The following is a 22,769-nucleotide window of genomic DNA, read 5'->3' as shown; positions in this document are numbered from 1 at the left end:
TCACGCTCACAACCAATGGCGGTCGCGCGGGTCATGCCGCCACCTCCTGCGGTACGACGGCGTCCAGCGCCTCCGGGAACACCAGGACCCGCTCGACGGGCGCGGTCAGGGAGACGGGCGCGCCGACCTGCGGGGCGGCCGGGGTGCGCGCGTGCAGCATGGTGTCGCCGGTCTGCACTCCGACGGCGTGCTCGCGCCCGTGGTACTCGACCACCGACACGGCGCCGGGAATCGACCCGGCCGCACGCCCGGTGGGCGAACCCGCCGACACCCCGCTCGACACCAGTACGAAGTCCTCCGGCCGGATCGCCACCCGCACGTCGTCCCCGGCGGCCAGGCCGCCGACCGCCCGCCCTGTGAGCCGGGCGCCGTCGCCGCCGCCCGCGGTTCCGGGCAGCTCGACCACCGCCTCGCCCGCGGACGTCGAGACGACGGTAGCGGGCAGGATGTTCCGGTACCCCATGAAGTCCGCGACGTACCAGCTCGTCGGGCTCTCGTAGAGCTCGTCAGGAGTGCCGACCTGCTGCACCCGTCCCTCGCGCATGACGACCAGGCGGTCGGCCAGGGAGAGCGCCTCCTCCTGGTCGTGCGTCACGTAGATGGTCGTCAGCCCGAGCGACTGGTGCAGACGCCGGATCTCGGTGCGCATGTCGAGCCGGAGCTTCGCGTCCAGGTTCGACAGGGGCTCGTCCATGAGCACCAGGGACGGCTCGAGCACCACCGCGCGAGCGATGGCCACGCGCTGCTGCTGCCCGCCCGAGAGCTGGCCGGGCAGCTTCTTGGCGTGCTCGCCGAGCTTCACGAGCGAGATCGCCTCACGCACCCGCGAGTCGATCTCCGCCCGCGGCAGCCCCTGCATCTGCAGGCCGAACGCGACGTTCTTCTCCACGGAGAGGTGCGGGAACAGCGCGTACGACTGGAAGACCATGCCGAAACCGCGCCGTTCCGGGGGCAGCGTGTCGATCCGCCGACCGTCCAGCAGGATCTCGCCGTGCGTCAGCGGGAGGAGGCCTGCCAGGCAGTTGAGCGCCGTCGACTTGCCGCAGCCCGACGGCCCGAGCAAGGCGACGAACTCACCCGACTTGATCGTCAGGTCCAGCCCGGACAGCGCGTCCACCCCGCCGAACCGCCGTCCGACGCCGCGCAGCTCCAACGACTCGAAGTCACTCACTCTGCTTCTTCCTCCACCTTGCCGCCGCCGACCTCGCGGTCCCAGATGTCGAACGCGGTCACCATGGACTCGGCGTCGAGCGGGACGACGGCGTCCTGCGACTCGATGAGCTCGTCGAACTCGGGCCGGCCGAACTCCTCGATCACGTCCTGCGACTCCTGCGGAGCGAGGTCGAGCGTCGCGCCCTCCACGGCCGGGCCGGGGTAGAAGTAACCGGCGTCGTACGCCTTGGCGTTCTGCTCCGGGGTGAGCATGTCCTGCAGCAGGAGCATGATGGCGCTGATCTTGTCGGCGCTCTGCCCCTTCGGGATGGCCGCGTAGTGCGCGTCGGTCACCCAGGTGAAGTCGTCGAACGCTGCGGCCTGCAGCGTGTTCGGCAGCTGGCCCTCGGCACGCGGTGCGATCTCCCAGCCCGTGGTGGTCGGGACCATCGACCAGGTGCCGTCGGCCATGTTGGTAATGACCTGCCCGGTGCCCGTGGGGTAGGTGTCGACGTACTGGCCGAGCTCCTTGAGGTAGGCCCAGGTCTTGTCCCAGCCGTTCTCGGGGTCGGTCGGGTCCTCGTCGCCCAGGAGGTAGGGCAGGCCCATGAGCAGCGTGCGGCCCGGGCCGGAGTTCGCGGGGCGCGCGTACCCGAACTTGCCCGGGTTGGCCTCCGCCCACTCCAGCAGCTCCTCGGGCGTCGCCGGCGGCGTGTCGACGACCTCGGGGTCGTACTGCAGCAGCGGCCCGGACGGGTAGTACGTCGTCACGATGCCGTAGCCCTCGGCCAGCTCCTGCATGTTCGCGGCCGGCTCCAGGTAGTTCTCCTGGTTCGACACGCGGTCGCCGTAGTCGTCCACGATCGGCAGCCACAGGTCCTGGCTGATGCCGGCCGCGAGCCCGTCGTTGCCCGTGAAGACCACGTCGATGGACAGGTTGCCGCTGTCGACCTGGGGCTTGACGATGCCCGTGACGTCGGGCGCGCCGCCGGTCTCCCAGGTGACCGACTCGATGACGTCGGGGTTCTCCTCGACGAACTCGTCGACCATGCCCTCGGTGAGCCGCTGGTTGCCCGCGACGTCGAGGATGTTCAGGGTGACGGGCTCGGAGGGCGTGTCCGGGACGTCGGCCGGATCGGTGACGGCGCCGCCGCCCTCGCCGCCCGGGGGCGCCGGCGGGGCGCAGGCGGTCAGCAGAGCCAGTGCCGCGACGCCGACGAGCGCCACGGCCTTCTTCGAGGTGCGCATAGTGCTTTCCTCTCTCTCGGGCTTCTTCGCCCATGGTTCGTTCATCGGGACGGGCCTCGGTCGACCGTCTCGGCAGGGGCGGGTCCTGAGGACCCACGGATCGTGAGCTCCACGGGGAGCTGGGTGCCCGTCGGCGTACCGCCGCGCAGGCGGGCGAGCAGCAGGTCGACGGCTCGCCGGCCCAGCCGGGCCAGCGGCGCGCGCACCGTCGTGAGCGCGGGTGAGACGAGGGTGGCGAGCTGGACGTCGTCGAACCCCACCACGGACATCTCGCCCGGGACGTCGACGCCACGGTGCCGCAGCCGGTCCAGGATGCCGAGGGCCATGAGGTCGTTGAACGCGACGACGGCGGTGGCGCCGCTCGCCACCGCGTAGTCGGCCGCCTGGGTGCCGCCCGCGAAGTACGGCTGGAAGGTGCCCAGCTCCACCAGCTCGACGTCCCAGCGCTCGGCGGCGGCGAACAGCCCGGCGACACGCCGTCCGCCCGACCAGGACGACGGCGGGCCGGCGGCGATGCCGACTGTCCGGTGGCCCAGCGCGTACAGGTGACCGAGCACCTGGGCGGCGCCGTCGGCGTCGTCGACGCACACGGACGGGACGGGCGGTGTCTCGGAGCCGGGCTCGGCGGGCAGCTCGCGGTTGGCCAGGACGGCGGTCACGCCGACCAGCGCCGCGCGGAGCTCGGCCTCGCCCGACCGCGGCGAGGTCACGAGCAGCCCGTCGGTCCGGGTGGCCAGGGCATCGATCAGCTCGGCCTCGACATCGGCGTCCTCGTCGGAGTCCGCGACGAACACCTCGTATCCCTCGGCCCGCGCCCGCGCCTGCACGGCCTTGGTCACGGTCGCGAAGTACGGGTTCTCCAGGTCGGGCACCAGCAGGCCGACGGCGTGGGTGCGTCCCATCCGCAGGCCGCTCGCCGCGCGGTTGGGCCGGTAGCCAAGCTCTGCGGCCACGCGTGTCACGCGGTCTCGGGTCTCGGCGGCCACGCGCTCCGGCGAGGCCAGGGCGCGCGACACGGTGGAGATCGACACCCCGGCGGCGCGAGCGACGTCGTGCACCGTGACCATGGCACCTCCTCGTGACCCGCGACGCTGCGAACGTTTGCACCCTAGCGCACGGTTTAAGTGCAAACGTTCGCAGCCTGGTCCGAAAGTAGCGGGCACGCACCGACGAACGGCTCGCCGGACACGTCCTGACGACGCTGTTGCGCCGGCCCCGCTCCGCCGAGGCTGGATCACATGATCCGAACAACGAAGCTGACCAAGAGATACGGGGAGCGCGCCGCCGTCGACAACGTGTCAAGGTGCGGCACAGCCCGAGCCTCTGGGTGCTGCTGCTCGTCACCCTGGCGATCGCCGTCGGGCTCACCGCGGCGGTGACCGGAGCAGGGGGTGCCGAGGCGCTCTACGAGCGGCAGGCCGACGGCGGTGGGAGCCGCTACTCGGTCATGTTCTTCGGGCCGGGCCTGGCCGTCTGGGCGTACGCGTTCTTCGGAGCGACGATGAGCGCCGGGGAGTTCGGCAACGGCGTCATCAGGTACTCGTTCGTCGCGACGCCGAACCGGACGCGGCTGCTGCTGGCGAAGCTGATCGTCGCGTGGGGGATCGGAGCGGTGGCGGGCCTGGTGATCTCGCTGGTCAACTTCGCGATCACCCAGGGCATGCTGCGGCTCGGCGGTTATCCGGCGCTCTCGCTGTCCGACCCGGAGCTGGCTCGGGTGCTGCTCATCTTCATCCCGGTGCAGATGCTGGTCTGGGGCGGCTTCGCGATGCTCTTCGGGGTCGTGGTGCGCAGGCCCGCCGCCGCGGCGATCATCCTGCTCACGCCGGGACGCGTGACGCGTGGGCTCCGCTCACGTCAGGTGGATCAGCAGACCGAGGATCATCCCCAGACCGAGCACGACGAGGAAGGCACCGGCGATCTTGGTCAGCCACGAGAGGACGCGGGAGAGCCCGGTCAGTGCGCGTTCGGAGCCAAGAGTGATCGCGACGAACAGGTCCCAGACCAGCACGAGCGTGACCATCCACGCTCCGTAGATCACCAGCGATACGGGCGTCGCGTCGGCGAGGACAGCGGCGAGGCTGACGTAGAACAGCGCGTTCTTCGGGTTGAGCAGGCCCGAGGCCAGCCCGAGCCCCAGGTTCTTCACCCAGGTGGTGCGCAGAGCTCGCGGCCGGGCCGGCTCGATGCTCGCCCGGGCGCGGAGGAACGCGATCCCGATGTAGGTCAGGAACATGCCGCCGGACGCCTGGACGACGTTCAGGATGACCGGGTGCGAGATCAATGACAGCCCTGAGAACGCGGCCGTGATGAGGATGCCGTTCGCTGAGGCGATGCCGATACAGACACCGCTCGCGTTTCGCCAGCCGCCGGCCATCGCGGTGCGGGCGACGAGGAAGAAGTCCACTCCGGGAATCAGCAGGGCGAGGAAATGCGCAACCGCGACGGCAAGGAACTGCTCCATGTCTCCCCTGAGGCTCGACGACGAACGTCGGCAGTCTGGGGCGCCGTCGCCCACGGGGTCTTGAACGAAATTGCGTCAGCGGCGGTACGCACCCGGAGAGGCAGCGACGTGGGCTCGGAAGACACGGTGGAAGTGGCTCTGGTCGGCGAAGCCGAGCGCGTGGGTCGTCTCCGCCAGTGATCGTCCGTCGCGGAGCATCGCCCGCGCGGTGATGACCCGGTCGTTCTGCCGCCACGCCACCGGCGAGAACCCGGTGGCCCGCTTCATCGTCCGGATGAGCTGATACTTGCCCATCCCGACCAGTTCCCCCAGCTCGTCGAGCAACGGGTTCGACTCGTCGTGGTGCAGCCGGTCGAGTACCGGCCGCAGTCGAGCCACGAGAGCCGTCTCAGTGGCCGGCGTGACCCGGCGATGCGGTGGGAGGGTCGAACACTCGTGCAGGACGCGGCGGAACTCGGCCTCGACTCGTTCGATGCCCGTATCGGCGAAGAGCAGATCGTTGACCGCGCTGAACCGTCGATGCAGGCCCCGGTGCCGGAACACGGTGATCTCGGTCAGGAGGCCAGCTGCCGCGTCCGGAGCGAGCGTCGCGATCCAGTCCTGATCGGCCTGCATCATCTGATACTGCCAACGGCCGTTCTCCGGGTTGCAGGCGTGGACGTGCCCGGCGGGGATGAGAATCACATCGCCTGCGGCGAGCGGGACGGGTCCGCTTGCCGCACCGGTGAACGTTGTCGTGCCGGAGTCGATGAGCCCGATCGAGAGGCGGTCATGGGTGTGCGGCCGGTAACAGGCGACCTTCTGACAAGACCGCCGCGATTCGAGCTGCGGCATCTGTGCGCTGTGCCAGAACTCAGGCATCCGCCGTCATCCACCTCTCCGGCACCGGCCCTGGTCGGTACCCATCCGGTCAGCGTATGGGGCCCGCGGTGCATGCCGCGTCCCCCGCCGGGAGTACGCGGAGGGTGCCCTACGATGGCCGAGCAACCGCTTACCCACCCGGCAACGATGCCTCAGGAGGACCTCTGTGACCGACACCTGGACCCTGCACCCCGACCGCGCACTGCCCGCCGACCCGGTGACGCGGCCGATCGCCCGCGAGATCTACCAGACGGTGCGGGACCTGCCGATCGTGTCGATGCACGGCCACGTCGACGTCACGGCCTTCGCCGACGACGAGCCGTTCGGCGACCCCGCCCAGCTCCTCGTGGTGCCCGACCACTACTTGACGCGGATGCTCGTGTCGCAGGGCGCGAAGCTGCCTGAGCTCGGCGTCGGCCCGGCCGAAGGGCCTGGGTTCGAGAAGGACCCGCGCGAGATCTTCCGGCGCTTCTGCGCCGGGTGGAAGCACTTCCGCGGCACGCCGACGCGGTACTGGCTGGAGCACGAGCTCGTCGAGATCTTCGGCGTGACCGTGCGGCCTTCCGCCGACACCGCCGACCAGGTCTACGACCAGATCGCCGAGTGCCTGGCGGATCCCGCCTTCCGGCCGCGCGCCCTCCTGGACCGGTTCGCGATCGAGACCATCGGCACCACCGATCCCGCCTGGAGCACGCTCGAGGAGCACGCCCGGCTCGCCGTAGAGCTGCCGGGCCGGGTGCTGCCGACGTTCCGCCCGGACCCGCTGCTGCACCCGGCCCGGCAGACGTGGCGGGGCGACCTGGAGCGGCTCGCCACGGCGTCGGGCATCGCAACGGACACCTACGCGGGCTACCTGGCGGCGCTCCGCGAGCGCCGCGCCGCCTTCGTCGCGGCGGGCGGCCTGGCGACGGACCACGGTCACTTCAGCGCGGACACCACCCCCCTGCCCGACGACGTCGCGGGTGCCCTGTTCGACAAGGCGCTGGGCGCGGGATCGTCGACGGACGGCCCGGGGATCAGCGCCGCCGAGGAGGCCGCGTTCTCGGCGCACATGCTGTTCCAGATGGCGGCGATGTCGGCAGAGGATGGCCTGGTCATGCAGTTCCACCCGGGTGTGCTGCGGGATCACGACGCGACCGTCGCCGCGACGTTCGGGCCGGACAAGGGCTACGACATCCCGGTCGTCACCGAGTTCGCGCGGGGGCTGCGGCCGGTGCTGGAGGCGTTCGGGAACTCGGAGACCTTCCGGATGATCGCCTTCACGGTGGACGAGGACGTGTACTCGCGGGAGCTGGCGCCGCTGGCCGGCGTCTACCCGGCGCTCCGGCTCGGGGCGCCCTGGTGGTTCCTGGACGCGCCGGACGCGATGCGCCGGTTCCGGGAGGCGGCCACGGAGACGGCGGGCTTCTCGAACATGTCGGGCTTCGTCGACGACACCCGCGCGTTCTGCTCGATCCCGGCCCGCCACGACCTGGCGCGGCGGGTCGACGCCGGGTACCTCGCGCGGCTGGTGGCGGAGCACCGGCTCGACCTGGACGAGGCCGTGGACACCGCCGCCGACCTGGCCTATCACCTGCCGAAGCTGGCTTACGCGGCCCGCTGACGACCGCGGTACCGACCTGCGGCGGCGTTAGGGTGGAGACTCTCCCCGCAAACCCGCACATCAAACGCAAGAGGGACGGGACGACTACCCATGACCGGTGATTCTCCGCGCTCCACCCCTGCCCCCCACCCGGCCTGGCTGCCCGATGACGCGTTCGCCGCGATCGGCAGACGCCGGGTGGTGGTGGCCGGCGACGGCGCCCTCGCGGGAACGGTCGCGGAAGAGCTGGCGGTCGCCACCGCGCGGTTCGGCGGGGCGTTCTCCCGTCTCGAGGTGGGCGACGGCGTGGCCGACGCCGAGCTGGTGCTGACCCTCGCGCCGCCGCTCGACGAGCCGGTCGAGACCATCAGCGTCTCCGCCAGTGCGCCGGGTTCCGCCGACAAGAATTCGAGCGCCGGGAGCGACGACGCCGACGAGAGCTTTCGGTTCACGCGCGAGGCCGGCGCCGTCGTCGTGCAGGCGCGGTGCGATGCCGGGCTGCTGCACGGGCTGTTCCACGTGGTGCGCCTGGGCGAGGCCGCGTTCGAGGGTCCCGACGTCGACGAGAGGCACGCCCCCGCCACGGGCCTCCGGATGCTCGACCACTGGGACAACGTCGACGCGCACCCGACGATGGGCCAGGTGGAACGCGGTTATTCCGGCGGCTCCATCTTCTACGACAACGGTTTCGTCCGCGCCGACCTGTCGCGCGTGGAACGCTACGCACGGCTGCTGGCCGCGGTCGGCATCAACCGCGTGGCGATCAACAACGTCAACGTGCACGAGCACGAGGCGCGCCTGCTGACCGACGACCTGGGCGACGTCGTCCGGATCGCGGCCGTGTTCCGGCGCTGGGGCATCCGGGTGCACCTGTCGGTGTCGTTCGCCTCGCCCATCACCCTCGGCGGGCTCACCACCTCGGACCCGCTCGACCAGGACGTGGCGCACTGGTGGGTGCGGGCCGCGGCTCGGGTGTGGGGAGCGATCCCGGACTTCGGCGGGTTCGTCGTCAAGGCCGACTCCGAGGGCCAGCCCGGGCCGTTCGCCTACGGACGCACCCATGCCGACGGCGCGAACATGCTCGCGGCAGCCGTCGAGCCGTACGACGGCCTGGTCCACTGGCGGGCGTTCGTCTACGACCACCGGCAGGACTGGCGCGACCGGTCGACGGACCGCGCGCGCGCCGCGTACGACCACTTCCACCCGCTGGACGGCGCGTTCTCCGACAACGTGATCGTGCAGGTCAAGTACGGTCCGCTCGACTTCCAGGTGCGCGAGCCGATCTCCCCCGTCCTGGCCGCCATGCCGCACACGCGGGTCGCCCTGGAGCTGCAGGTCACCCAGGAGTACACGGGCCAGCAGCGGCACGCCGTCTACCTCGGGCCGCAGTGGAGCCAGATCCTCGGCTTCCGCTTCTGGGAGGCCGAGGGCCGGGACGGCGGCTCGCCCACCGTGGCGGACCTCGCCACCGGGCGCGGCAAGGCCGCGGAGGATCCGGGCACCGGCACGTGGCGCAAGCCCGCCGGCGGGTTGGCGGCAGTCTCCAACGCCGGCGACGACGAGTTCTGGACCGGCCACCCGTTCGCCCAGGCCAACCTGTACGCCTACGGGCGGCTGTGCTGGGACCCGAGTCTCGACCCTGCCGAGCTGCTCGACGAGTGGGTGGGCCTCACGTTCCCGGGCGAGGCCGACGCCGTCGGGCCGGCCGTGCACGCCGTGCTGGACCGGTCGTGGGAGACGTACGAGCGGTACACGGCCCCGCTCGGCGTGGGCTTCATGGTGCGCCCCGGCCACCACTACGGACCCGACGTCGACGGGTACGAGTACACACCGTGGGGCACCTACCACTTCGCGGACCGCGACGGGATCGGTGTGGACCGGACCGTGCACACCGGAACCGGGTACGCCGGGCAGTACCCCTCGCCGTGGCGCGAGACCTACGAGTCGCTGTCGACGTGCCCCGACGAGCTGCTGCTGTTCTTCCACCACGTGCCGTACACGCACGTGCTGCACAGCGGGAAGACCGTCATCCAGCACATCTACGACACCCACTTCGAGGGCGTGGAGCGGGTGGAACGGATGATCAGCGCGTGGTCCGCCGTCTCGACGCTGGTGGACCCGCGCGTCTCCGAACGGGTGGCCGAGCGGTTCACCGAGCAGCTCCGCAGCGCGACCGAGTGGCGCGACCAGATTAATACGTATTTCTTCCGGAAGTCCGGCATCCCTGATGAACGAGGACGAACCATCTACTGAAGCGGGTGAACTCCCGTAACGCTTCGGCTACGGGGACATCGATTCGGGGGTGGTGGGCGTCACCACGTGTGTAAATCGAGTCTCACTCACACCCTGGTGGTCCCCCTCATGCATGCCGCTGAACCCGCCTCACCGGTCGCCACCACGACCAGCCGTCCGCACCTCACCGAGGTGCACGGCATGCGCGGTCTCGCCCTCCTGCTGGTGGTCCTCTTTCACCTGTTCGGCGGCGGGCGCGTCTCCGGCGGCGTCGACGTCTTCCTCGTCGTCTCCGGTTTCCTCGTCACCGGATCGCTCGTCCGGCGGGCCGAGACCGGCACCCTCCGACTCGGCTCCGTCTACGCGCGAAACCTCGCGCGCCTGGCGCCGTCCGCCCTCGTGGTGCTCGGGGCCGTGGCCCTCGCCGCATGGCTGCTGCTGCCCAGCGGACGGTGGCTGGAGGTCTGGCGGCAGGTGGTCGCCTCGGGCCTCTACGTCGAGAACTGGGACCTGATCGCGAACTCGCTCTCCTACGGCGCGGCCGGTCCAGGGGTCAGCCCGCTCCAGCACTTCTGGTCGCTGTCCGTGCAGGGACAGTTCCTGCTGGCCTGGCCGCTCGTGGTGCTCGTGGTGGCGTCGCTGTGCCGACGGGCGCGGGCCCGGGTCCGGCGGCAGCTCATGATGGTCATCGCGCTCGCGTCCGCCGCCTCGTTCGCCTACGCGCTGTACCTCACCGGGGTGCTGCAGCCCACCGCCTACTTCCACACCGCCACCCGGTTCTGGGAGCTCGGTGTCGGCGCGGTGCTCGCGCTCGTCCCGCTCCGCGGCGGCGCCGGTCTGCGCGCCCTGGGTGCCTGGGTCGGGCTCGGCCTCATCGTCTCCTCGGGCTTCCTGCTCGACGGCGGGACGCTCTTCCCGGGCCCGTGGACGCTGTGGCCGGTCACCGGCGCTCTGCTGGTGCTCGCCGGCGCCGGCACCACCGCGGCGTGGGGCCCGCGCCGGCTGCTGGAGCTGGCGCCGCTCCGGTTCATCGCCGACATCTCGTACGAGCTGTACCTGTGGCACTGGCCTGTGCTGATCTTCTACCTGGCCGTCCGCGACTTCCCGGCCGTGGGCGTGCGGGGCGCCACCCTCGTGCTGGCCGTGTCGCTGGCCCTCGCGTGGGTCACCCGCCAGGTGGTCGCACGCCCCGTGGGCCTCGCACTGCCGCGCACCATGACCCCGGCGCGGTCGGCCGGCACGCTGCTGGCGGCTGGAGCCGCGATGGCGCTCGTCATCGTGCCGACGCTCGCGGTGAGCACCGACATGCAGGCACGGGAGGCGGCACAGCTCGAGGCCCTCCAGCACCTCGGCATCGAGTACACGGGAGCCCAGGCGCTGTCCGCCCAGGGCCCGAACTCCGCGTCGGGTACGTCGTCCGCCGCGGGCGGCACCACGGTCCGCGATGTGTCCGACGAGGTGCCCGTGCGGCCCGACCCCGAGCTCGCGAAGACCGACGAGACCCGGGTGGACCACATGGAGGAGTGCATCCAGGAGCACGGCGACGGCCCCGGCCTCGACCAGGTGCGGATGTGCACCCTCCACGACCCGGACGACCCGACCCGGACGGTGCTCGTCGCCGGCGGCTCCCACACCTACCAGTGGGCGGCAGCCGTGAACCGGGTGGCGCGGAAGCACGACTGGCGCGTGCTGGTCGCCGGCAAGGGGCAGTGCCGCCTGAGGTACGAGCCGGCGCCGACCGACGACTGCGAGCGCTGGACAGCGAACGTGATAGCCGCCGCCGACTCCCTGGATCCCGATGCGGTGTTCGTGACCGGCACGCGCACCCATGAGGACCGGCTCGAGGCGGTCATGCCCGAGGAGGTGGCTGCCTGGCAGCAGCTCGACACCGCTGGCATACCGGTGGTCACGATCCGCGACAACCCACGGTTCAACTGGAGCCCGCCGAACTGCGTGCGGGGGAACGGGCGCGACGCCGGCAGGTGCACCCTGGACCGGTCCGACGTGTTCGCGAGGAACAATCCCGTGGAGGACTTCCCGGGGGTGCCCACGACCGCCGGGCACGTCGACCTCACGGACGTGATCTGCGAGCCGACGACGTGCCCGCCCGTGGTCGGGAACGTGATGGTCTACCGGGACGGCTCGCACCTGACTGCCACCTACCTGCGCACGCTCACCCCGGCGCTCGGCAGGGCGGTCCGGCAGGCGGCGCCTTGGCTGTACTGACGGCCCTGATCGGTCGGATGTCGCCGCGCGGGCGCAGTCCCGCGCGGCACGTGGCGGCTACCGCGGCATGTGCCGCGTATGGCTGAAGGTCCCCTTGCCGAAGGCCAGCACCTTGTCCGGTTCCACGGCGAACACGAGCGAGGGCCCGCCGATGTCGTTGCGGAACACCTCGTCGCTCCACTCGTACTGCCACCGGCCGTCCCACTTCGTGCGCCACGCCGCGGCCAGCCGCTCCAGCGTTCGCCGGTCGATGACGCGCCTGGCCTCGCCCTCGACCATCACGTCCAGCCCCTGGTCCCAGGTGTTGCAACCCGTGGTCAGCACGACGTGCGGGTTGCGCACGAGGTTGACGGCCTTCTGCTCCTCCGGTCCGGTCGTGAAGTGCAGCGCGCCGTCGAGCCAGACGGCGACGAGCGGCGTGACGTGCGGGCGCCCGTCGGCGCGCACGGTGGTCAGCCAGGTGATCTGGGCGTTCTCGAGCACCTCCTGGGTCGCCTCCCAGCTGGTGGGCTCGGCGTCGGTGTCGCTGAACCGGGCGTCGAGGGTGGTTACCGGGTCGTTCATGATGATCGTGCTCCTCAGGGTTGTGCTGGTCGGGGTCCTGCTGGTCGGGGTCGAGGTCATGCCGGAAAGAGGCCCACGACCAGGCGGTCGATCTCGCCCGCCGCGTCCCAGTCCGAGCTGAAGCGATTCCGCATCACCGCGACGGCGAGCCCGGAGTCGATGTCGGCCCAGGCCGCGGACCCGTTCCCGCCGACCATGCCGAACGTCGAGCCCGGCCTTGCCGGCACACCGCCCGGGCGATAGGGGCTGAACCCGAACGCCCAGACGGAGTCCACACCCATGACCTCGTCGGGGCCTTCGTACGCCGGGCGCGCCAGCTCCGTCAGCCGGTCCGGCGAGACCAGCGGAACGTCCGTATGGCCCAGCAGGCCGGCGTAGACGCGAGCCACCCCGCGGGCCGTCATGGTGCCCATGGCCACGATGTCGCTGGTGAGCACGTCACGGCGGTTGGCCAGGTCGGCCGTCGGCAGGGTCGCGGGCGGTACCGCCCGGCCGGCGGGCGTACCCGGTTCTGGGCGGGGCACGGGCACTCCCGGCGCGGGCTCCTGCCGCGCCACTCGGTCCAGGAGCGCCGTCGGCACGCCGAAGTGCACGTCGTCCTCGACGCCGAGCGGCCCGGTCACCGCCTCGTGGAGCCACCAGGTCAGGGGCCGGCCGGTCGCCCGGCGCACCGTCTCGCCGAGCAGGAACCCGAAGGTGTGCACGTGGTAGCCGAACCGCGTGCCCGGCTCCCACCAGGGTTCGGCGTCCGCGAGCGCGCGGCACATCCGGTCCCAGTCGCAGAGGTCCTCGACGGTCGTGCCGGCCGGCGGTGCCGGCACGCCGGCCGTGTGCATCAGCACGTTCCGCAGAGTCGTTCCGCCCTTGCCGTGCGCGGCGAACTCGGGCCAGACGTCGGCGACCCGCAGGTCGTAGGTCAGCTCGCCGCGTTCTACCAGCACGTGCGCGACGGCGGAGGCGACCCCCTTGGCCGTCGACGTGGCGAAGAACAGGGTGCCCGGGGTGACGGCCAGTCCTCGCTCGGCGTCGGCCGTACCGCTCACCACATCGACGACGAGCTCGCCCTTGTGGATGACGGCGACCTGCAGGCCCCGCTCGGGGCCGTCCGCCGTCAGGTGGTCGACCGCGTCCTGGACGCGGGACTGTGCAGCGCTGTTGCCCATACGGTGTCCGACCGTGTGCCGGGCGAAAAGTCATCGGCGGCTTCCTCAAGTAGCACCCGATGACAGTCCGCTACCTCACAGCGCCCGAACTGCTCTGGATCGCTGAACAGTTCCTCGGCCGAGCTGTCGAAGTCCGAGACCCAGGCTTGCTTGAGTCAGCTGTTACTCGACCAGCCACCTCAATGATGGGCGTCGAGGCATACCCCACGTTCGACCTCAAGGCTGCGGCACTGCTCGACTCCACAGTCAACAACCACACCCTGATCGACGGGAACAAGCGCCTCGGCCTGATCGCCGCCGCAACCTTCTACGAGGTGAACGGCTTCTACTTCGACCCGCCGCTCGACGCTGTCTACGAGCTGGTCATGGCCGCGGCGGACGGATCACAGCGTGACGTTGCGAAGATTGCCGAGACCCTCACTAGCTGGCACACTCCGCTGGCACCGGACGAGAACCCGCTCACCTGACAACCACGTCAGCCGACTGATGCCGCGCGCGGCGCGTACATGATCACCGCGACGCCCGCGAGGCAGATGAGCGCTCCGATGATGTCCCAGCGGTCGGGCCGGAAACCGTCCACGGCCATGCCCCAGACGAGCGAGCCGGCCACGAAGACGCCGCCGTAGGCCGCCAGGATGCGGCCGAAGTGGGCGTCGGGCTGGAGGGTGGCGAAGAACCCGTACAGACCCAGCGCGATCACCCCGGCGCCGATCCAGAGCCAGCCCTTGTGCTCGCGGACGCCCTGCCAGACGAGCCAGGCGCCGCCGATCTCGAACACTGCCGCGGCGACGAACAGGATGATCGAGCGGGTCACGTTCATCGAGCGGCGCTCCCCGTGGTGGGTAGCAGCTCGGCGAGCATGTCTGCCGCCTCGGGCGGCGCCGTGACCGTCAGGTCGAACGTCGGGCCGTGCAGGTCGATACGGATCGCGTAGAACGCGCAGCACCCCTGCTCGGCGGCGGCGAGGGCAGCGGCCCGTTCGAGCGTGGTCGTGGGAAGGGTCGCGCGCACCCCGCCGTCGACGTCGACACGGGGTGCGTCGGCGAGCAGATCGCGCCACTCCTCGATGCGCGCCGAGTAGTCGCCCGAACCGAGTGAGCACGCGATCGGTTCGGCCCGCGCACTCACGATCGGCAGGGCAGGGCGGGCGCGGCCGAGGAAGGTGCAGCCGGCGTCGCATGGCTGGTCGCGATCGGGCAGCGCGTCGAGCCGTTCGATCGCGGTCGTGAGGGTTGTACGCAGTGCATCGAGCGCGACCCTTCGCTCGTCGACCTGAGCGGCCCGCTCGGCCAGCATCGGCCGGTACTTGGCACGCACGCTCTGGCACGGCTCGGACTCCCACGCGTCGACGAGCTCGCGCACCGATGACAGCGGCAGGTCCAGATGCTTGGCCTGCGCGATGAACGCCAGCCGGTCCACCGCTGCCGACCCGTAGACGCGGTAGCCGTTTCCCGCGCGTTCCGCCGGCAGCAGCCCCTCGGCCTCGTAGTACCGCAGGGTCGACGTCGGTACGCCGCTGCGCGCCGAGAGCTCGGAGATCCTCATCCCGTCCATGCCACGACGGTAGACCTTCGAGTCGGCTCGAAGGTCAAGGCCGCACAGCATCCCGGCGTGGCTCGTCGAGAGCCCGGACACCACCGCGCCCGTCCCGTACGAAGGGCTGGGGGCCCTGCGTGGGACGGACGCGGTGAACTTGGACGGGTGACGAGGACGGTTGGCGGTGGCATCGGCCGGCGGTGCCGTCAGCGCACCTCGCGGTCGAGGGCGGCGACCTCGCGGACCGACGCGGCGATCGCCCGGAAGTCCTTCTTCAGGATCGCGCCGTGGTTGCTGGCGACCTTCGCGCCGATCTTGATGTTCGGGTTGTGTTCGACCACCTCGTCCAGACTGGCGCGGATGACCTCCTGCTCATCACCCTTGCTGCCGAGCGAGGTGCCCGAGGCGACCACGTACCGCGTCGGAACGGTGATGCGGTCGAGGACAGGGCCGAGCTCGGCCGCCCGGGAGATCCTGCCGAGCTCGATGTTGCTCTCGGCCTGCTCGGCGGCGGACATCCGCGGGGTGATGCCCGTCAGCCGGAGGGGCACCGTGAACCAGCTCATCCGCCGGAACAGCCTACGGATCCGCATCTCCATGGCGTCGTCGAGCCAGTCGTGCGGGAAGGCGCCGTCGACCAGCACCGTGCCCATGGTGCGGTCCGGGTTCCGGCCGGCCCAGTGCGCCGCGACGACCGCCCCGTAGGACCAGCCCACCAGCAGGGCCCGGTCCACGCCTCGGGCGGCCAGGACGGCATCGACGTCCCGGATCGCCGCCTCGAAGGAGTAGTCCGACGAGGTCCTCGACTTCCTGCCGCGAGCCCGCTCGTCGAAGGTGATGTGGCGGAAGCCGGTACCCAGCTCGGAGATGACGCGCCGCCAGTAGCCCTGGGTGGCGAACTGGCCGTTGCAGTAGATGACAGGGATGCCGGGGCCGCCGGTGTCGGTGACGGCCAGGGCCGTGTCGTCGACCGGCACCATGCCGGTCCAGGTCGAGCTGGTCGTCGGGGTCCGGTCGTTGGTCATGTTCTCTCCTTGGCAGGTGCCGGTCGGGTACGTGCGGTGTGGTCGGCCTGAGAAGGCTCAGAGGCTGTGGGCGCTGATGTCGCCCTGTATGGCCGTGGCGCGGATGTCGAGCTCGGTGGTGCCGGTGTTCTTGAGGGAGTTGCTGACCCGGCCGAGGCTGGTGCCGGCGTCCAGCGCCGCGGAGACGCCGGCGGCGGCGCCGACCGTGATGTTGCCGGACTGCGTGCTGAGCACGACCGTGCCGCTGGTGGCCTCGCCGACGCGGATGTCGCCCCGCTGGGTGCTGATCTGTGCCGGGCCGGTCAGCCGACCGACCTCGACGTCGCCGTCCATCGCGCTCAGCCGCACGGTGGTGGCCTCGTCGATCTTGATCTGGCGGTACACGTCCTGGACCACGACCTCGCCCAGCCGGCCCACGCCGCGCACCTCGGAGGTGGCAGAGGCGGCCTCGACCCGGGAGCCGGCAGGCAGCTGGACCGTGACCTCCACGGCCCCGGTCGGGCCGACGAGCTGGCTCTTCGGCTCGGCCGCGCTGACCCGCAGGACGCCGTCGGCGTAGGTGACCGTGGTCCGCTCGGCGGCCTGCACGTCGCGACCCTTGGCCGGGTTGGCCGGCCGGACGTCGACGGTGGTGTCGGCACGGTCGGCGGCGATGACCTGCACCCGGCCGGCAAGGGTGTTGATGACGGCGGTGATGGCGGCGGGGGTATCGAACTTGTTCGTCATGATCCGCTCCTGTGTTCGGTGCTGCTCTTCGTTTCCTATACCGGAAACGCTACGTTGCATTCCAGATTCGTACAAGATGCTTGTTGCCCCATGAGCGATATACATCCAGGTCAGACCGCACATATTGTTGCAACCGTCCAGAATGCAACGCAACGCTGGAGTCTCAGATATTGCAATGGCCCAGATGTGAACGCTATAGTGACGACGCCAGGGACCCGCGCGGAACCACTGAGGAGAACGTCATGCCGGGAGGCAGGCTCACCAAGCAGGAACGCCAGCAGATCGCGCTGGGGCTGGCCGACAGCCAGCCATACGCCGAGATCGCCCGCGGCCTCGACCGCCCGACCTCGACGATCACGCGCGAGGTGATGCGCAACGGCGGACCGACCGCGTACCGCGCCGACCTGGCGCACCGCGCCACCGAACGGCGCGCGCACCGGCGCAGGCCCGCCTCCCCGCGGCAGGATGCAGCCCCACAGGCACACGGGCGCGACGCCGCGGCCGTAGCCGACTACGAGGAGACCCTCACCACCGTGCTCATGGGCTCGGGCCTGCCCCGGATGACGGCACGGGTGCTCACCTGCCTGTTCGTCAGCGACACCGGCAGCCTCACCGCGTCCGAGCTGGCGCGCCACCTCCAGGTCAGCCCGGCGTCCATCTCGAAGGCGATCACGTTCCTGGAGGGTCAGAGCCTCGTCCGCCGGGAGCGCGCCGACGGCCGGCGCGACCGCTACGTCGTCGACAACGAGCTGTTCTACCAAGCGACCCTCGCGGGGGCGCGGGCCAATACCGAGCTCGCCCGGACCGCGCGGGAGGGCGTCCGGGTCCTCGGCCCGCAGACCCCCGCCGCGGCGCGCCTGGAGAACATCGCCCGCTACATGGACTTCGTCGGCGAGAGCATCGCCCGAGCGGCGGAGCAGGCCCGCGAGATCCTCCACGCCCAGCCCGCGCCGACGTCGGACGGCGACAACCCGCCGGAGCGCGGCTAGAGCCGCGACCCGGCCCGGCTACAGCGGCGTGTCCCCCGGCAGCCTCCGGTCCTGGACCTGGGCGCGCGCGGGCAGGCCGATGTCCCAGAACTGAATGGTCTGCAGCGTCCAGAAGAGCGCGAAGATCAGCATCATCAGGGTCTCGACCACGAACAGCGTCTGCGGGAACAGCTCCGGGTAGAACCGGTCGAGCACCACCATCGTGACGAGCCCGACCACGAGCACCGTGGCCATGGCCACCGCTATCCACCGGTACCAGCGCCGGTACGCGGCGGCCGACATGCCCCGCAGCCGTTCGAGCGCCTGGGCCGTGACCGCGAGGTCCGAGCCGTTGATCCAGGCGACGCCGACCAGGCAGGCGAACAGCAGGATCGCCGCGGCGTAGTGCGCCACCGTCAGGAAGTTGCCGGGCCAGACCAGGAGCCACACGCCGGTCGCCGCCCACGTCAGCCAGGTGAGCCACAGGTCCCAGCCCTCGCGGCCGGCCAGGTCACGCCGCCGTGGCCAGGTCGACAGCACCATGACCAGGCCGCCGACCAGGAGCAGCGTCCCCACGTTGTTGCCGACCCGCTCCGGCACGTCGAGGCAGTACGGCTGCTCGGTGCACATGGCGGCGTCGAGCGGCGTGGGGACCAGCGCGACGACGAACGCGAACATGCCGGCGAAGTTGAGCAGCACCTCTTCGGCGCCACGCCGCCCCTTGATCGCGATGAGGCACGTCCCGATCCCGACGAGCGCGCCCACGAAGATGCTCTGTACGGGCGAGTAGAAGTACGCGCTGATCGACGCGTGCCACCACTCCTCGCCCGACCCGAGCCTGCCGTGGTCGGCGACGATCTGCATCGTCAGCGACACGAAAAGCACCAGCACCACCGCCACTATCGCCACCCGCAGATATCGATAGGTCAGCCGTACCGGGTCCCCCTGCTTGATAGCCATGGGCTCACTGTGACGCAAGTGCCCCAGATCGGACAATGTTGCCCGGCCATACGATCACTCCGGAGTATCCGCGGCTCGGTCGCCGGCGACGAACCGCTTCTCGACGTCGGCCATCAAGGGGCCCGCGTTGCGCAGCACGAGGGCGAGCCACACGGCAGCGACCAGGCCGAACAGCACCTCGGTGGTCAGCGCGATCACTCCTCCCGCGAGCACGAGCAGGGAGAGGTTCCCCAACGTGACCAGCGGGCGAGCCGCGAGGTAATAGGCGGCGAGCCGTGCCGAGTCCCGAGCTCGGAAGCCAAAGAACGAGACGATCACCAGCGCGTTCACCGTCCACAGGAGCAGTCCCGCGCCGATGACGAGGAGCCCTGGCGCGTACCACCCGGGCACCCCGGCCGCGCGGAGGTTCGCCAGCGAGAACCCCAGAAGACCGAGCACCGCGAGCGCCGGCGTCCACACTCGGAGGACGTCGGCCCAGTTCAGGCGGTACCCCCGCCAGAAGAAGGTCGCCGGGGTCAGCGCATCGGCGGTGGCCCGCTCACGCAGCGCGAACAGCCCGGCCGACGCCGCCGGGCCCAGCGGCAGCAGACACAGCACCACGAACGGGGCGTTGCCGGCCGACCGGTCCAGCAGCGCGAGGACGACCAGACCCGGCAACGAGGTCAGCACGAGCAGCAGCTCGACCACGAGGTACCAGTAGATCGTGTTCGCCGCCCGCCCCAGCGGGCCGTCGCCGAACTCCCGGCGCTCAGCCACGGCCCAGGATCCGGGTGTCGTCGAGCCAGGACGGGGTCTCGTCGCGTACGGCGTCGAGGGTCACCAGCGTGACGCCGTGCCGCCCGATCGTCAGGTCGAGGTCCACCCGGCCGCCGTCGCCGACCGGTAGCGAGTTCGCTCGCCGTGCGGGCTCGCTCGTCTCGTGCAGCGCGTCCAGCTGTCTGCCCGACGGCGACGCGGGCCGCCCCATCTCGCGCCAGGCCGCCCACGCGTTGCCGGCGGTCTCGTCGACGTCGTGCCGCATGACGAACACGCGCGCCCCGATGGTCGCAAGGACCGGGATGCTCAGGCGTAGCTCATGGCGGTCGGGCTCGGCCGCGTCGCCGGTCCCGCCGACGGGCTGCCAGGCGAGCACTGTCACCTGACCGGTGGCGGGATGCCGCGTGACCAGGTGGTCGACCCCGCGAGCGAGGATCTCCGGCCCCATCCGCGCCATGAAGGCGTACAGGTGGAAGGTCGGCTTGCGCACCTGCCGATGGGCCAGCATCCCGAAGCCGCCGTGGAAGAACGAGGCCGGCACACCGGCCTCCTCGAAGACGTCGCTGAACGTCCAGTAGGCGAAGGAGTCGGCGTGCTCGCCGCCCTCCGCGAGGACCGGCGCGAGGTAGGCGGCGTTGTACGCGGTGTCGTGCACGGGGTTGTCGGGCCGGTAGCTCGAGTTGAACTCCGTGATGTGCAGGGGCCGGTCCGCGAGCGCCGTCCCGGCGAGGATCTTGCGGGGCTTGGCGAACTGGTCGAGCAGGTGCTGGGGGCGCTGGAGCGTCTGGTAGACGCCGAACGGCACGTGCTGGGCGGGCCCGGAGCTGTAGGCGTGCACGGAGAGGAAGTCGGCGGGCAGGTCGCGCGCGGTGACGAACTCCGCGAAGGGTTCCCACCAGTCGTCCGCTCCGGGGGAGATAGCGGGGCCACCCACCTGGAGCGACGCGTCGATTTCTTTCACGGCCCGGACCGACGTCTCGTAGAGGCGAAAGTACGCGGCCTGGTCAGCGTCCTGCCAGAAGTGGGTGAGGTTGGGCTCGTTCCACACCTCGACGGGCCAGGTGCGCACCTCGTCGAGGCCGTACCGGTCGATGAGGTGTCGCAGGAGAGCCCGCACCAGGCTCCCCCACTCGGCGTGGTCGCGCGGCGGGGTGACGTTGCCCAGCCACCAGAACACCGTCTGGTCGCCGGAGGCGAGTCCGCTGGGCATGAATCCGAGCTCGAGGAACGGCTTGATCCCCAGCCCCAGGTACGCGTCAACCACCTGGTCCACGTAGGTGAACACGTAGGTTGTGCCACGGTGCCCGCCGGCGTCGTACGGGCGATGGACGGCGACGTCGTCGTGCAGGAGGCCGTGGCCCCGGATGTACCGGAAGCCGATCTCGCGCTGCACCAGCGCCAGAGAGTCCTGGTAGTCCTTGCGCAGCGCCAGGCTGAACCGGCCCGTGCCGACGCAGGTGCGCCAGGCGTCGCTCAGTGCTCCGGCGGCCTCGGTCGGCACGATGGTGCGGGACACAGATCTCCTCGGTCGTTCGTTCGGGCGTGGTCAGGCGTGCGGGTCGTCGACGACGGCCCGCACGCCTGGCTCAGGGTCGGTCGAGGGTCACTCGCCGCCGGTGACGGCGCCGTTGGCCAGCTCGACGTAGTCGGTCATGCCGGCCGCCTCGAGCTCGGCGACGTAGTCGTCCCACTCGCTGAGCGGCCGCTCGCCGACGATGAACTGCGCGGTGTTCTGGTAGACGATGTCCTGCAGGTTCGTCTGGTAGAGCGTCGCCTGCTCCTGCTCCATCTCGTCGAATGTGATGGCCGGCGGGAGGGGCAGCTCCTCCTTCTCGTTCATGCCGTCGATGAACTCGACCACCTCGTCGCGCAGCATCGACTTGTCCAGCTCCTCGGTGGACCCGTGCGAAGTCATCCAGACACCGTTGTGGTAGCCGAAGTCCTTGCGGAGCTCCTGGGGCGCGCCGGGGTTGAGCCCGTTGACGTCGATGTCCTCCTTGAGGACGCGCTTGTCACCGTCCCATTCGAACGTCTCGCCCTCGACACCCCACTTGGCGAACTCGAGGCCCTCGTCCGAGTAGTACAGCCAGTCGACGAACTGCAGCATCGCGAGGAAGTCGTCGTCCTTCGCGGCCTCGGCGCCGAACACGATGCCGGACTCGCGACGCGATCCTGGGGCCAGGTAGCTGCCGTACGGCCCGGCGGGCACGACGATCTGGTGGACTTCGGCGTCCTTGTTGCCGAGCTGGTCGAAGTTGTCGCGGTACTTCACCAGCTCCTGGTCGTTCGAGCTGATGGCGGCGACGCTGCCGGACGCGAACTTCTGCTCGCCCTGCTCCATCTCCTGGGTGACGGACTCGGGGTCCATCAGGCCCTCCTCGACGAGCGAGGCGAAGTACGTCACCAGGTCCTTGTAGCCGTCGGAGGCACCGGAGTAGCTGAACTCCCCGGCTTCGTCGTCCCACCACAGGCCGTTGATGAAGCCGGTGCCCGCCGTCGTCCCGAAGTTCGGCGCAGCCGCACTGAGCGTCTGCTCCATCGGGCTGTTGATCGACCACTTGTCGCTGAACGGGTAGTCGATCTCCGGGTTGGCCTCCTTGACAGCCGCGAGCTGCTCCTTGAACTCGTCCCAGGTCTCCGGGTCCTCGGTGATCCCGGCCTTCTCCCACAGGTCCGAGCGGACCGCGATGGAGTACTGCGGCTTCGCGATCTCGTGGATGCCGGGAAGGATGTAGTACTTGCCATCCTCCTGGCGCAGCTGCTCGACCTCGGCCTCGAGCCCCCACTTCTCGATCTTGTCGAGGAAGTTGGGCATGTGCTCCACGTAGTCCGAGATCGGCAGCAGGGCGTTCCGGAACTGCGTCTCCTCCCCCGCGTAGATGGCGGGCATGATGTCGGGCGCGTCGCCCGAGCTGATGAGGACCGAGCGCCGCGTCGCCAGGTCGGCGAGCGGCACGTTGACGTACTCGAACTCGACGTTCTGGTTGGACTTGAGGTGCTCGACGATCGACCAGTCCTCCTTGAACGGGTAGTCGGGGTGGTCGCGGTACAGCAGGCTGAAGTCGACGGGCTCCGTCGCCTTGAACGTGGTGCCGACCTCGAAGTCCTCCATGTAGCCGACCTGCGACTCCATGTCGATGGCGCTGGACTCCTCCTCGCTGCCGCCGCTGGTCGTGCATGCTGTCAGCGTGACGACCAGGGCCGACGCGGCGAAGCTGGCGGCCGCCCGTCTGCGGGTGATCCTCATGGTTCTCCTTCAGGTTGTGAACGCCGTCGTTCAGGACGGTCAGGCTGGATCGGGTGGTC

22 protein-coding genes are annotated in these 22,769 nt (G+C 70.5%); 5 read left to right on the top strand and 17 right to left on the bottom strand.

Features of this window, described 5'->3' with window-relative positions:
• Window positions 1–31: 31 nt before the first annotated feature.
• The 7 genes from EW117_RS21420 to EW117_RS21395 all read right to left on the bottom strand — a co-directional run bounded on the left by EW117_RS21420 (window position 32) and on the right by EW117_RS21395 (window position 5,725).
• Complete coding sequence (locus tag EW117_RS21420) at window positions 32–1,171, bottom strand: ABC transporter ATP-binding protein (RefSeq protein WP_129788732.1); 1,140 nt, start codon at window positions 1,169–1,171, stop codon at window positions 32–34.
• Window positions 1,168–2,400, bottom strand: coding sequence for an extracellular solute-binding protein (locus tag EW117_RS21415; protein WP_129788731.1), 1,233 nt, complete (start codon window positions 2,398–2,400; stop codon window positions 1,168–1,170). The genes EW117_RS21420 and EW117_RS21415 overlap by 4 nt, the downstream gene beginning before the upstream one ends.
• A gap of 41 nt (window positions 2,401–2,441) precedes the next feature.
• A complete protein-coding gene (locus tag EW117_RS21410) occupies window positions 2,442–3,467 on the bottom strand; it encodes a LacI family DNA-binding transcriptional regulator (RefSeq protein WP_129788730.1) in 1,026 nt (341 codons plus the stop codon).
• 370 nt (window positions 3,468–3,837) lie between these two features.
• Window positions 3,838–4,053 carry a hypothetical protein gene (locus EW117_RS21405; RefSeq protein WP_129788729.1) on the bottom strand — a complete coding sequence of 72 codons (216 nt, stop codon included), beginning with the start codon at window positions 4,051–4,053 and terminating at the stop codon, window positions 3,838–3,840.
• Window positions 4,054–4,077: 24 nt separating this feature from the next.
• Complete coding sequence (locus tag EW117_RS29515) at window positions 4,078–4,224, bottom strand: hypothetical protein (protein WP_165362808.1); 147 nt, start codon at window positions 4,222–4,224, stop codon at window positions 4,078–4,080.
• Window positions 4,225–4,252: 28 nt separating this feature from the next.
• Complete coding sequence (locus EW117_RS21400; protein ID WP_129788728.1) at window positions 4,253–4,864, bottom strand: LysE family translocator; 612 nt, start codon at window positions 4,862–4,864, stop codon at window positions 4,253–4,255.
• 75 nt (window positions 4,865–4,939) lie between these two features.
• Window positions 4,940–5,725 (bottom strand): AraC family transcriptional regulator, encoded by a 786-nt coding sequence (locus EW117_RS21395; protein ID WP_129788727.1) that lies wholly within the window; start codon window positions 5,723–5,725, stop codon window positions 4,940–4,942.
• A 166-nt stretch (window positions 5,726–5,891) separates the two neighbouring features.
• Here EW117_RS21395 and uxaC point away from each other — a divergent pair, with 166 nt between their 5' ends.
• The 3 genes from uxaC to EW117_RS21380 all read left to right on the top strand — a co-directional run bounded on the left by uxaC (window position 5,892) and on the right by EW117_RS21380 (window position 11,765).
• Entirely contained in the window at window positions 5,892–7,328 is a 1,437-nt protein-coding gene (gene uxaC, locus EW117_RS21390) for a glucuronate isomerase (protein WP_129788726.1), read from the top strand.
• Window positions 7,329–7,418: 90 nt separating this feature from the next.
• A complete protein-coding gene (locus tag EW117_RS21385; protein ID WP_129788725.1) occupies window positions 7,419–9,560 on the top strand; it encodes an alpha-glucuronidase in 2,142 nt (713 codons plus the stop codon).
• 108 nt (window positions 9,561–9,668) lie between these two features.
• Window positions 9,669–11,765, top strand: a complete 2,097-nt coding sequence (locus EW117_RS21380; RefSeq protein WP_129788724.1) for an acyltransferase family protein — start codon at window positions 9,669–9,671, stop codon at window positions 11,763–11,765.
• Between the two features lie 57 nt (window positions 11,766–11,822).
• On the opposite strand, the gene EW117_RS21375 is transcribed toward EW117_RS21380, so the two are convergent.
• Together EW117_RS21375 and EW117_RS21370 are read right to left on the bottom strand one after the other, a co-directional pair.
• Window positions 11,823–12,329, bottom strand: a complete 507-nt coding sequence (locus tag EW117_RS21375; protein WP_129788723.1) for a pyridoxamine 5'-phosphate oxidase family protein — start codon at window positions 12,327–12,329, stop codon at window positions 11,823–11,825.
• Between the two features lie 56 nt (window positions 12,330–12,385).
• On the bottom strand, window positions 12,386–13,492 hold the full coding sequence (locus EW117_RS21370; RefSeq protein WP_129788722.1) for a serine hydrolase domain-containing protein: 1,107 nt from the start codon (window positions 13,490–13,492) through the stop codon (window positions 12,386–12,388).
• Between the two features lie 59 nt (window positions 13,493–13,551).
• Between EW117_RS21370 and EW117_RS21365 the strand changes: the two genes are divergently transcribed.
• Window positions 13,552–13,959: a type II toxin-antitoxin system death-on-curing family toxin gene (locus tag EW117_RS21365; RefSeq protein ID WP_129788721.1), complete on the top strand. Its 408-nt coding sequence runs from the start codon at window positions 13,552–13,554 to the stop codon at window positions 13,957–13,959.
• Between the two features lie 8 nt (window positions 13,960–13,967).
• Here EW117_RS21365 and EW117_RS21360 read toward each other — a convergent pair whose 3' ends face one another.
• The 4 genes from EW117_RS21360 to EW117_RS21345 form a co-directional block, all read right to left on the bottom strand.
• Window positions 13,968–14,312, bottom strand: coding sequence for a YnfA family protein (locus EW117_RS21360; protein WP_129788720.1), 345 nt, complete (start codon window positions 14,310–14,312; stop codon window positions 13,968–13,970).
• On the bottom strand, window positions 14,309–15,046 hold the full coding sequence (locus tag EW117_RS21355) for a MerR family transcriptional regulator (RefSeq protein ID WP_165362807.1): 738 nt from the start codon (window positions 15,044–15,046) through the stop codon (window positions 14,309–14,311). The genes EW117_RS21360 and EW117_RS21355 overlap by 4 nt, the downstream gene beginning before the upstream one ends.
• A 188-nt stretch (window positions 15,047–15,234) precedes the next feature.
• Window positions 15,235–16,053, bottom strand: coding sequence for an alpha/beta fold hydrolase (locus EW117_RS21350; protein ID WP_129788718.1), 819 nt, complete (start codon window positions 16,051–16,053; stop codon window positions 15,235–15,237).
• Window positions 16,054–16,110: 57 nt separating this feature from the next.
• Window positions 16,111–16,779, bottom strand: a complete 669-nt coding sequence (locus EW117_RS21345; RefSeq protein WP_129788717.1) for a DUF4097 family beta strand repeat-containing protein — start codon at window positions 16,777–16,779, stop codon at window positions 16,111–16,113.
• Between the two features lie 242 nt (window positions 16,780–17,021).
• Between EW117_RS21345 and EW117_RS30855 the strand changes: the two genes are divergently transcribed.
• Window positions 17,022–17,768, top strand: a complete 747-nt coding sequence (locus EW117_RS30855) for a GbsR/MarR family transcriptional regulator (protein ID WP_129788716.1) — start codon at window positions 17,022–17,024, stop codon at window positions 17,766–17,768.
• Between the two features lie 18 nt (window positions 17,769–17,786).
• On the opposite strand, the gene EW117_RS21335 is transcribed toward EW117_RS30855, so the two are convergent.
• The 4 genes from EW117_RS21335 to EW117_RS21320 form a co-directional block, all read right to left on the bottom strand.
• Window positions 17,787–18,707, bottom strand: a complete 921-nt coding sequence (locus tag EW117_RS21335; RefSeq protein ID WP_129788715.1) for a hypothetical protein — start codon at window positions 18,705–18,707, stop codon at window positions 17,787–17,789.
• 54 nt (window positions 18,708–18,761) lie between these two features.
• On the bottom strand, window positions 18,762–19,463 hold the full coding sequence (locus EW117_RS21330; RefSeq protein ID WP_129788714.1) for a glycosyltransferase: 702 nt from the start codon (window positions 19,461–19,463) through the stop codon (window positions 18,762–18,764).
• Window positions 19,456–20,979, bottom strand: a complete 1,524-nt coding sequence (locus EW117_RS21325) for a GH39 family glycosyl hydrolase (RefSeq protein ID WP_129788713.1) — start codon at window positions 20,977–20,979, stop codon at window positions 19,456–19,458. The genes EW117_RS21330 and EW117_RS21325 overlap by 8 nt, the downstream gene beginning before the upstream one ends.
• Before the next feature lie 87 nt (window positions 20,980–21,066).
• Window positions 21,067–22,710 carry an ABC transporter substrate-binding protein gene (locus EW117_RS21320; protein WP_129788712.1) on the bottom strand — a complete coding sequence of 548 codons (1,644 nt, stop codon included), beginning with the start codon at window positions 22,708–22,710 and terminating at the stop codon, window positions 21,067–21,069.
• Window positions 22,711–22,769 lie beyond the last annotated feature (59 nt).

The sequence above is a fragment of the Promicromonospora panici genome, assembly GCF_900608595.1.
Taxonomy (GTDB): domain Bacteria; phylum Actinomycetota; class Actinomycetes; order Actinomycetales; family Cellulomonadaceae; genus Promicromonospora; species Promicromonospora panici.
The sequence above is the reverse complement of the archived record's forward strand: the minus strand, read 5'-3'. Positions and strand labels throughout refer to the sequence as shown.

Excerpts from the sequence above, each read along its gene's own strand:
- EW117_RS21415 (WP_129788731.1), bottom strand. The coding sequence starts at position 2,400 with ATGCGCACCTCGAAGAAGGCCGTGGCGCTCGTCGGCGTCGCGGCACTG.
- EW117_RS21410 (WP_129788730.1), bottom strand. The coding sequence starts at position 3,467 with ATGGTCACGGTGCACGACGTCGCTCGCGCCGCCGGGGTGTCGATCTCC.
- EW117_RS21400 (WP_129788728.1), bottom strand. The coding sequence starts at position 4,864 with ATGGAGCAGTTCCTTGCCGTCGCGGTTGCGCATTTCCTCGCCCTGCTG.
- EW117_RS21395 (WP_129788727.1), bottom strand. The coding sequence starts at position 5,725 with ATGCCTGAGTTCTGGCACAGCGCACAGATGCCGCAGCTCGAATCGCGG.
- EW117_RS21385 (WP_129788725.1), top strand. The coding sequence starts at position 7,419 with ATGACCGGTGATTCTCCGCGCTCCACCCCTGCCCCCCACCCGGCCTGG.
- EW117_RS21380 (WP_129788724.1), top strand. The coding sequence starts at position 9,669 with ATGCATGCCGCTGAACCCGCCTCACCGGTCGCCACCACGACCAGCCGT.
- EW117_RS21375 (WP_129788723.1), bottom strand. The coding sequence starts at position 12,329 with ATGAACGACCCGGTAACCACCCTCGACGCCCGGTTCAGCGACACCGAC.
- EW117_RS21370 (WP_129788722.1), bottom strand. The coding sequence starts at position 13,492 with ATGGGCAACAGCGCTGCACAGTCCCGCGTCCAGGACGCGGTCGACCAC.
- EW117_RS21365 (WP_129788721.1), top strand. The coding sequence starts at position 13,552 with ATGACAGTCCGCTACCTCACAGCGCCCGAACTGCTCTGGATCGCTGAA.
- EW117_RS21360 (WP_129788720.1), bottom strand. The coding sequence starts at position 14,312 with ATGAACGTGACCCGCTCGATCATCCTGTTCGTCGCCGCGGCAGTGTTC.
- EW117_RS21355 (WP_165362807.1), bottom strand. The coding sequence starts at position 15,046 with ATGGACGGGATGAGGATCTCCGAGCTCTCGGCGCGCAGCGGCGTACCG.
- EW117_RS21350 (WP_129788718.1), bottom strand. The coding sequence starts at position 16,053 with ATGACCAACGACCGGACCCCGACGACCAGCTCGACCTGGACCGGCATG.
- EW117_RS21345 (WP_129788717.1), bottom strand. The coding sequence starts at position 16,779 with ATGACGAACAAGTTCGATACCCCCGCCGCCATCACCGCCGTCATCAAC.
- EW117_RS30855 (WP_129788716.1), top strand. The coding sequence starts at position 17,022 with ATGCCGGGAGGCAGGCTCACCAAGCAGGAACGCCAGCAGATCGCGCTG.
- EW117_RS21335 (WP_129788715.1), bottom strand. The coding sequence starts at position 18,707 with ATGGCTATCAAGCAGGGGGACCCGGTACGGCTGACCTATCGATATCTG.
- EW117_RS21320 (WP_129788712.1), bottom strand. The coding sequence starts at position 22,710 with ATGAGGATCACCCGCAGACGGGCGGCCGCCAGCTTCGCCGCGTCGGCC.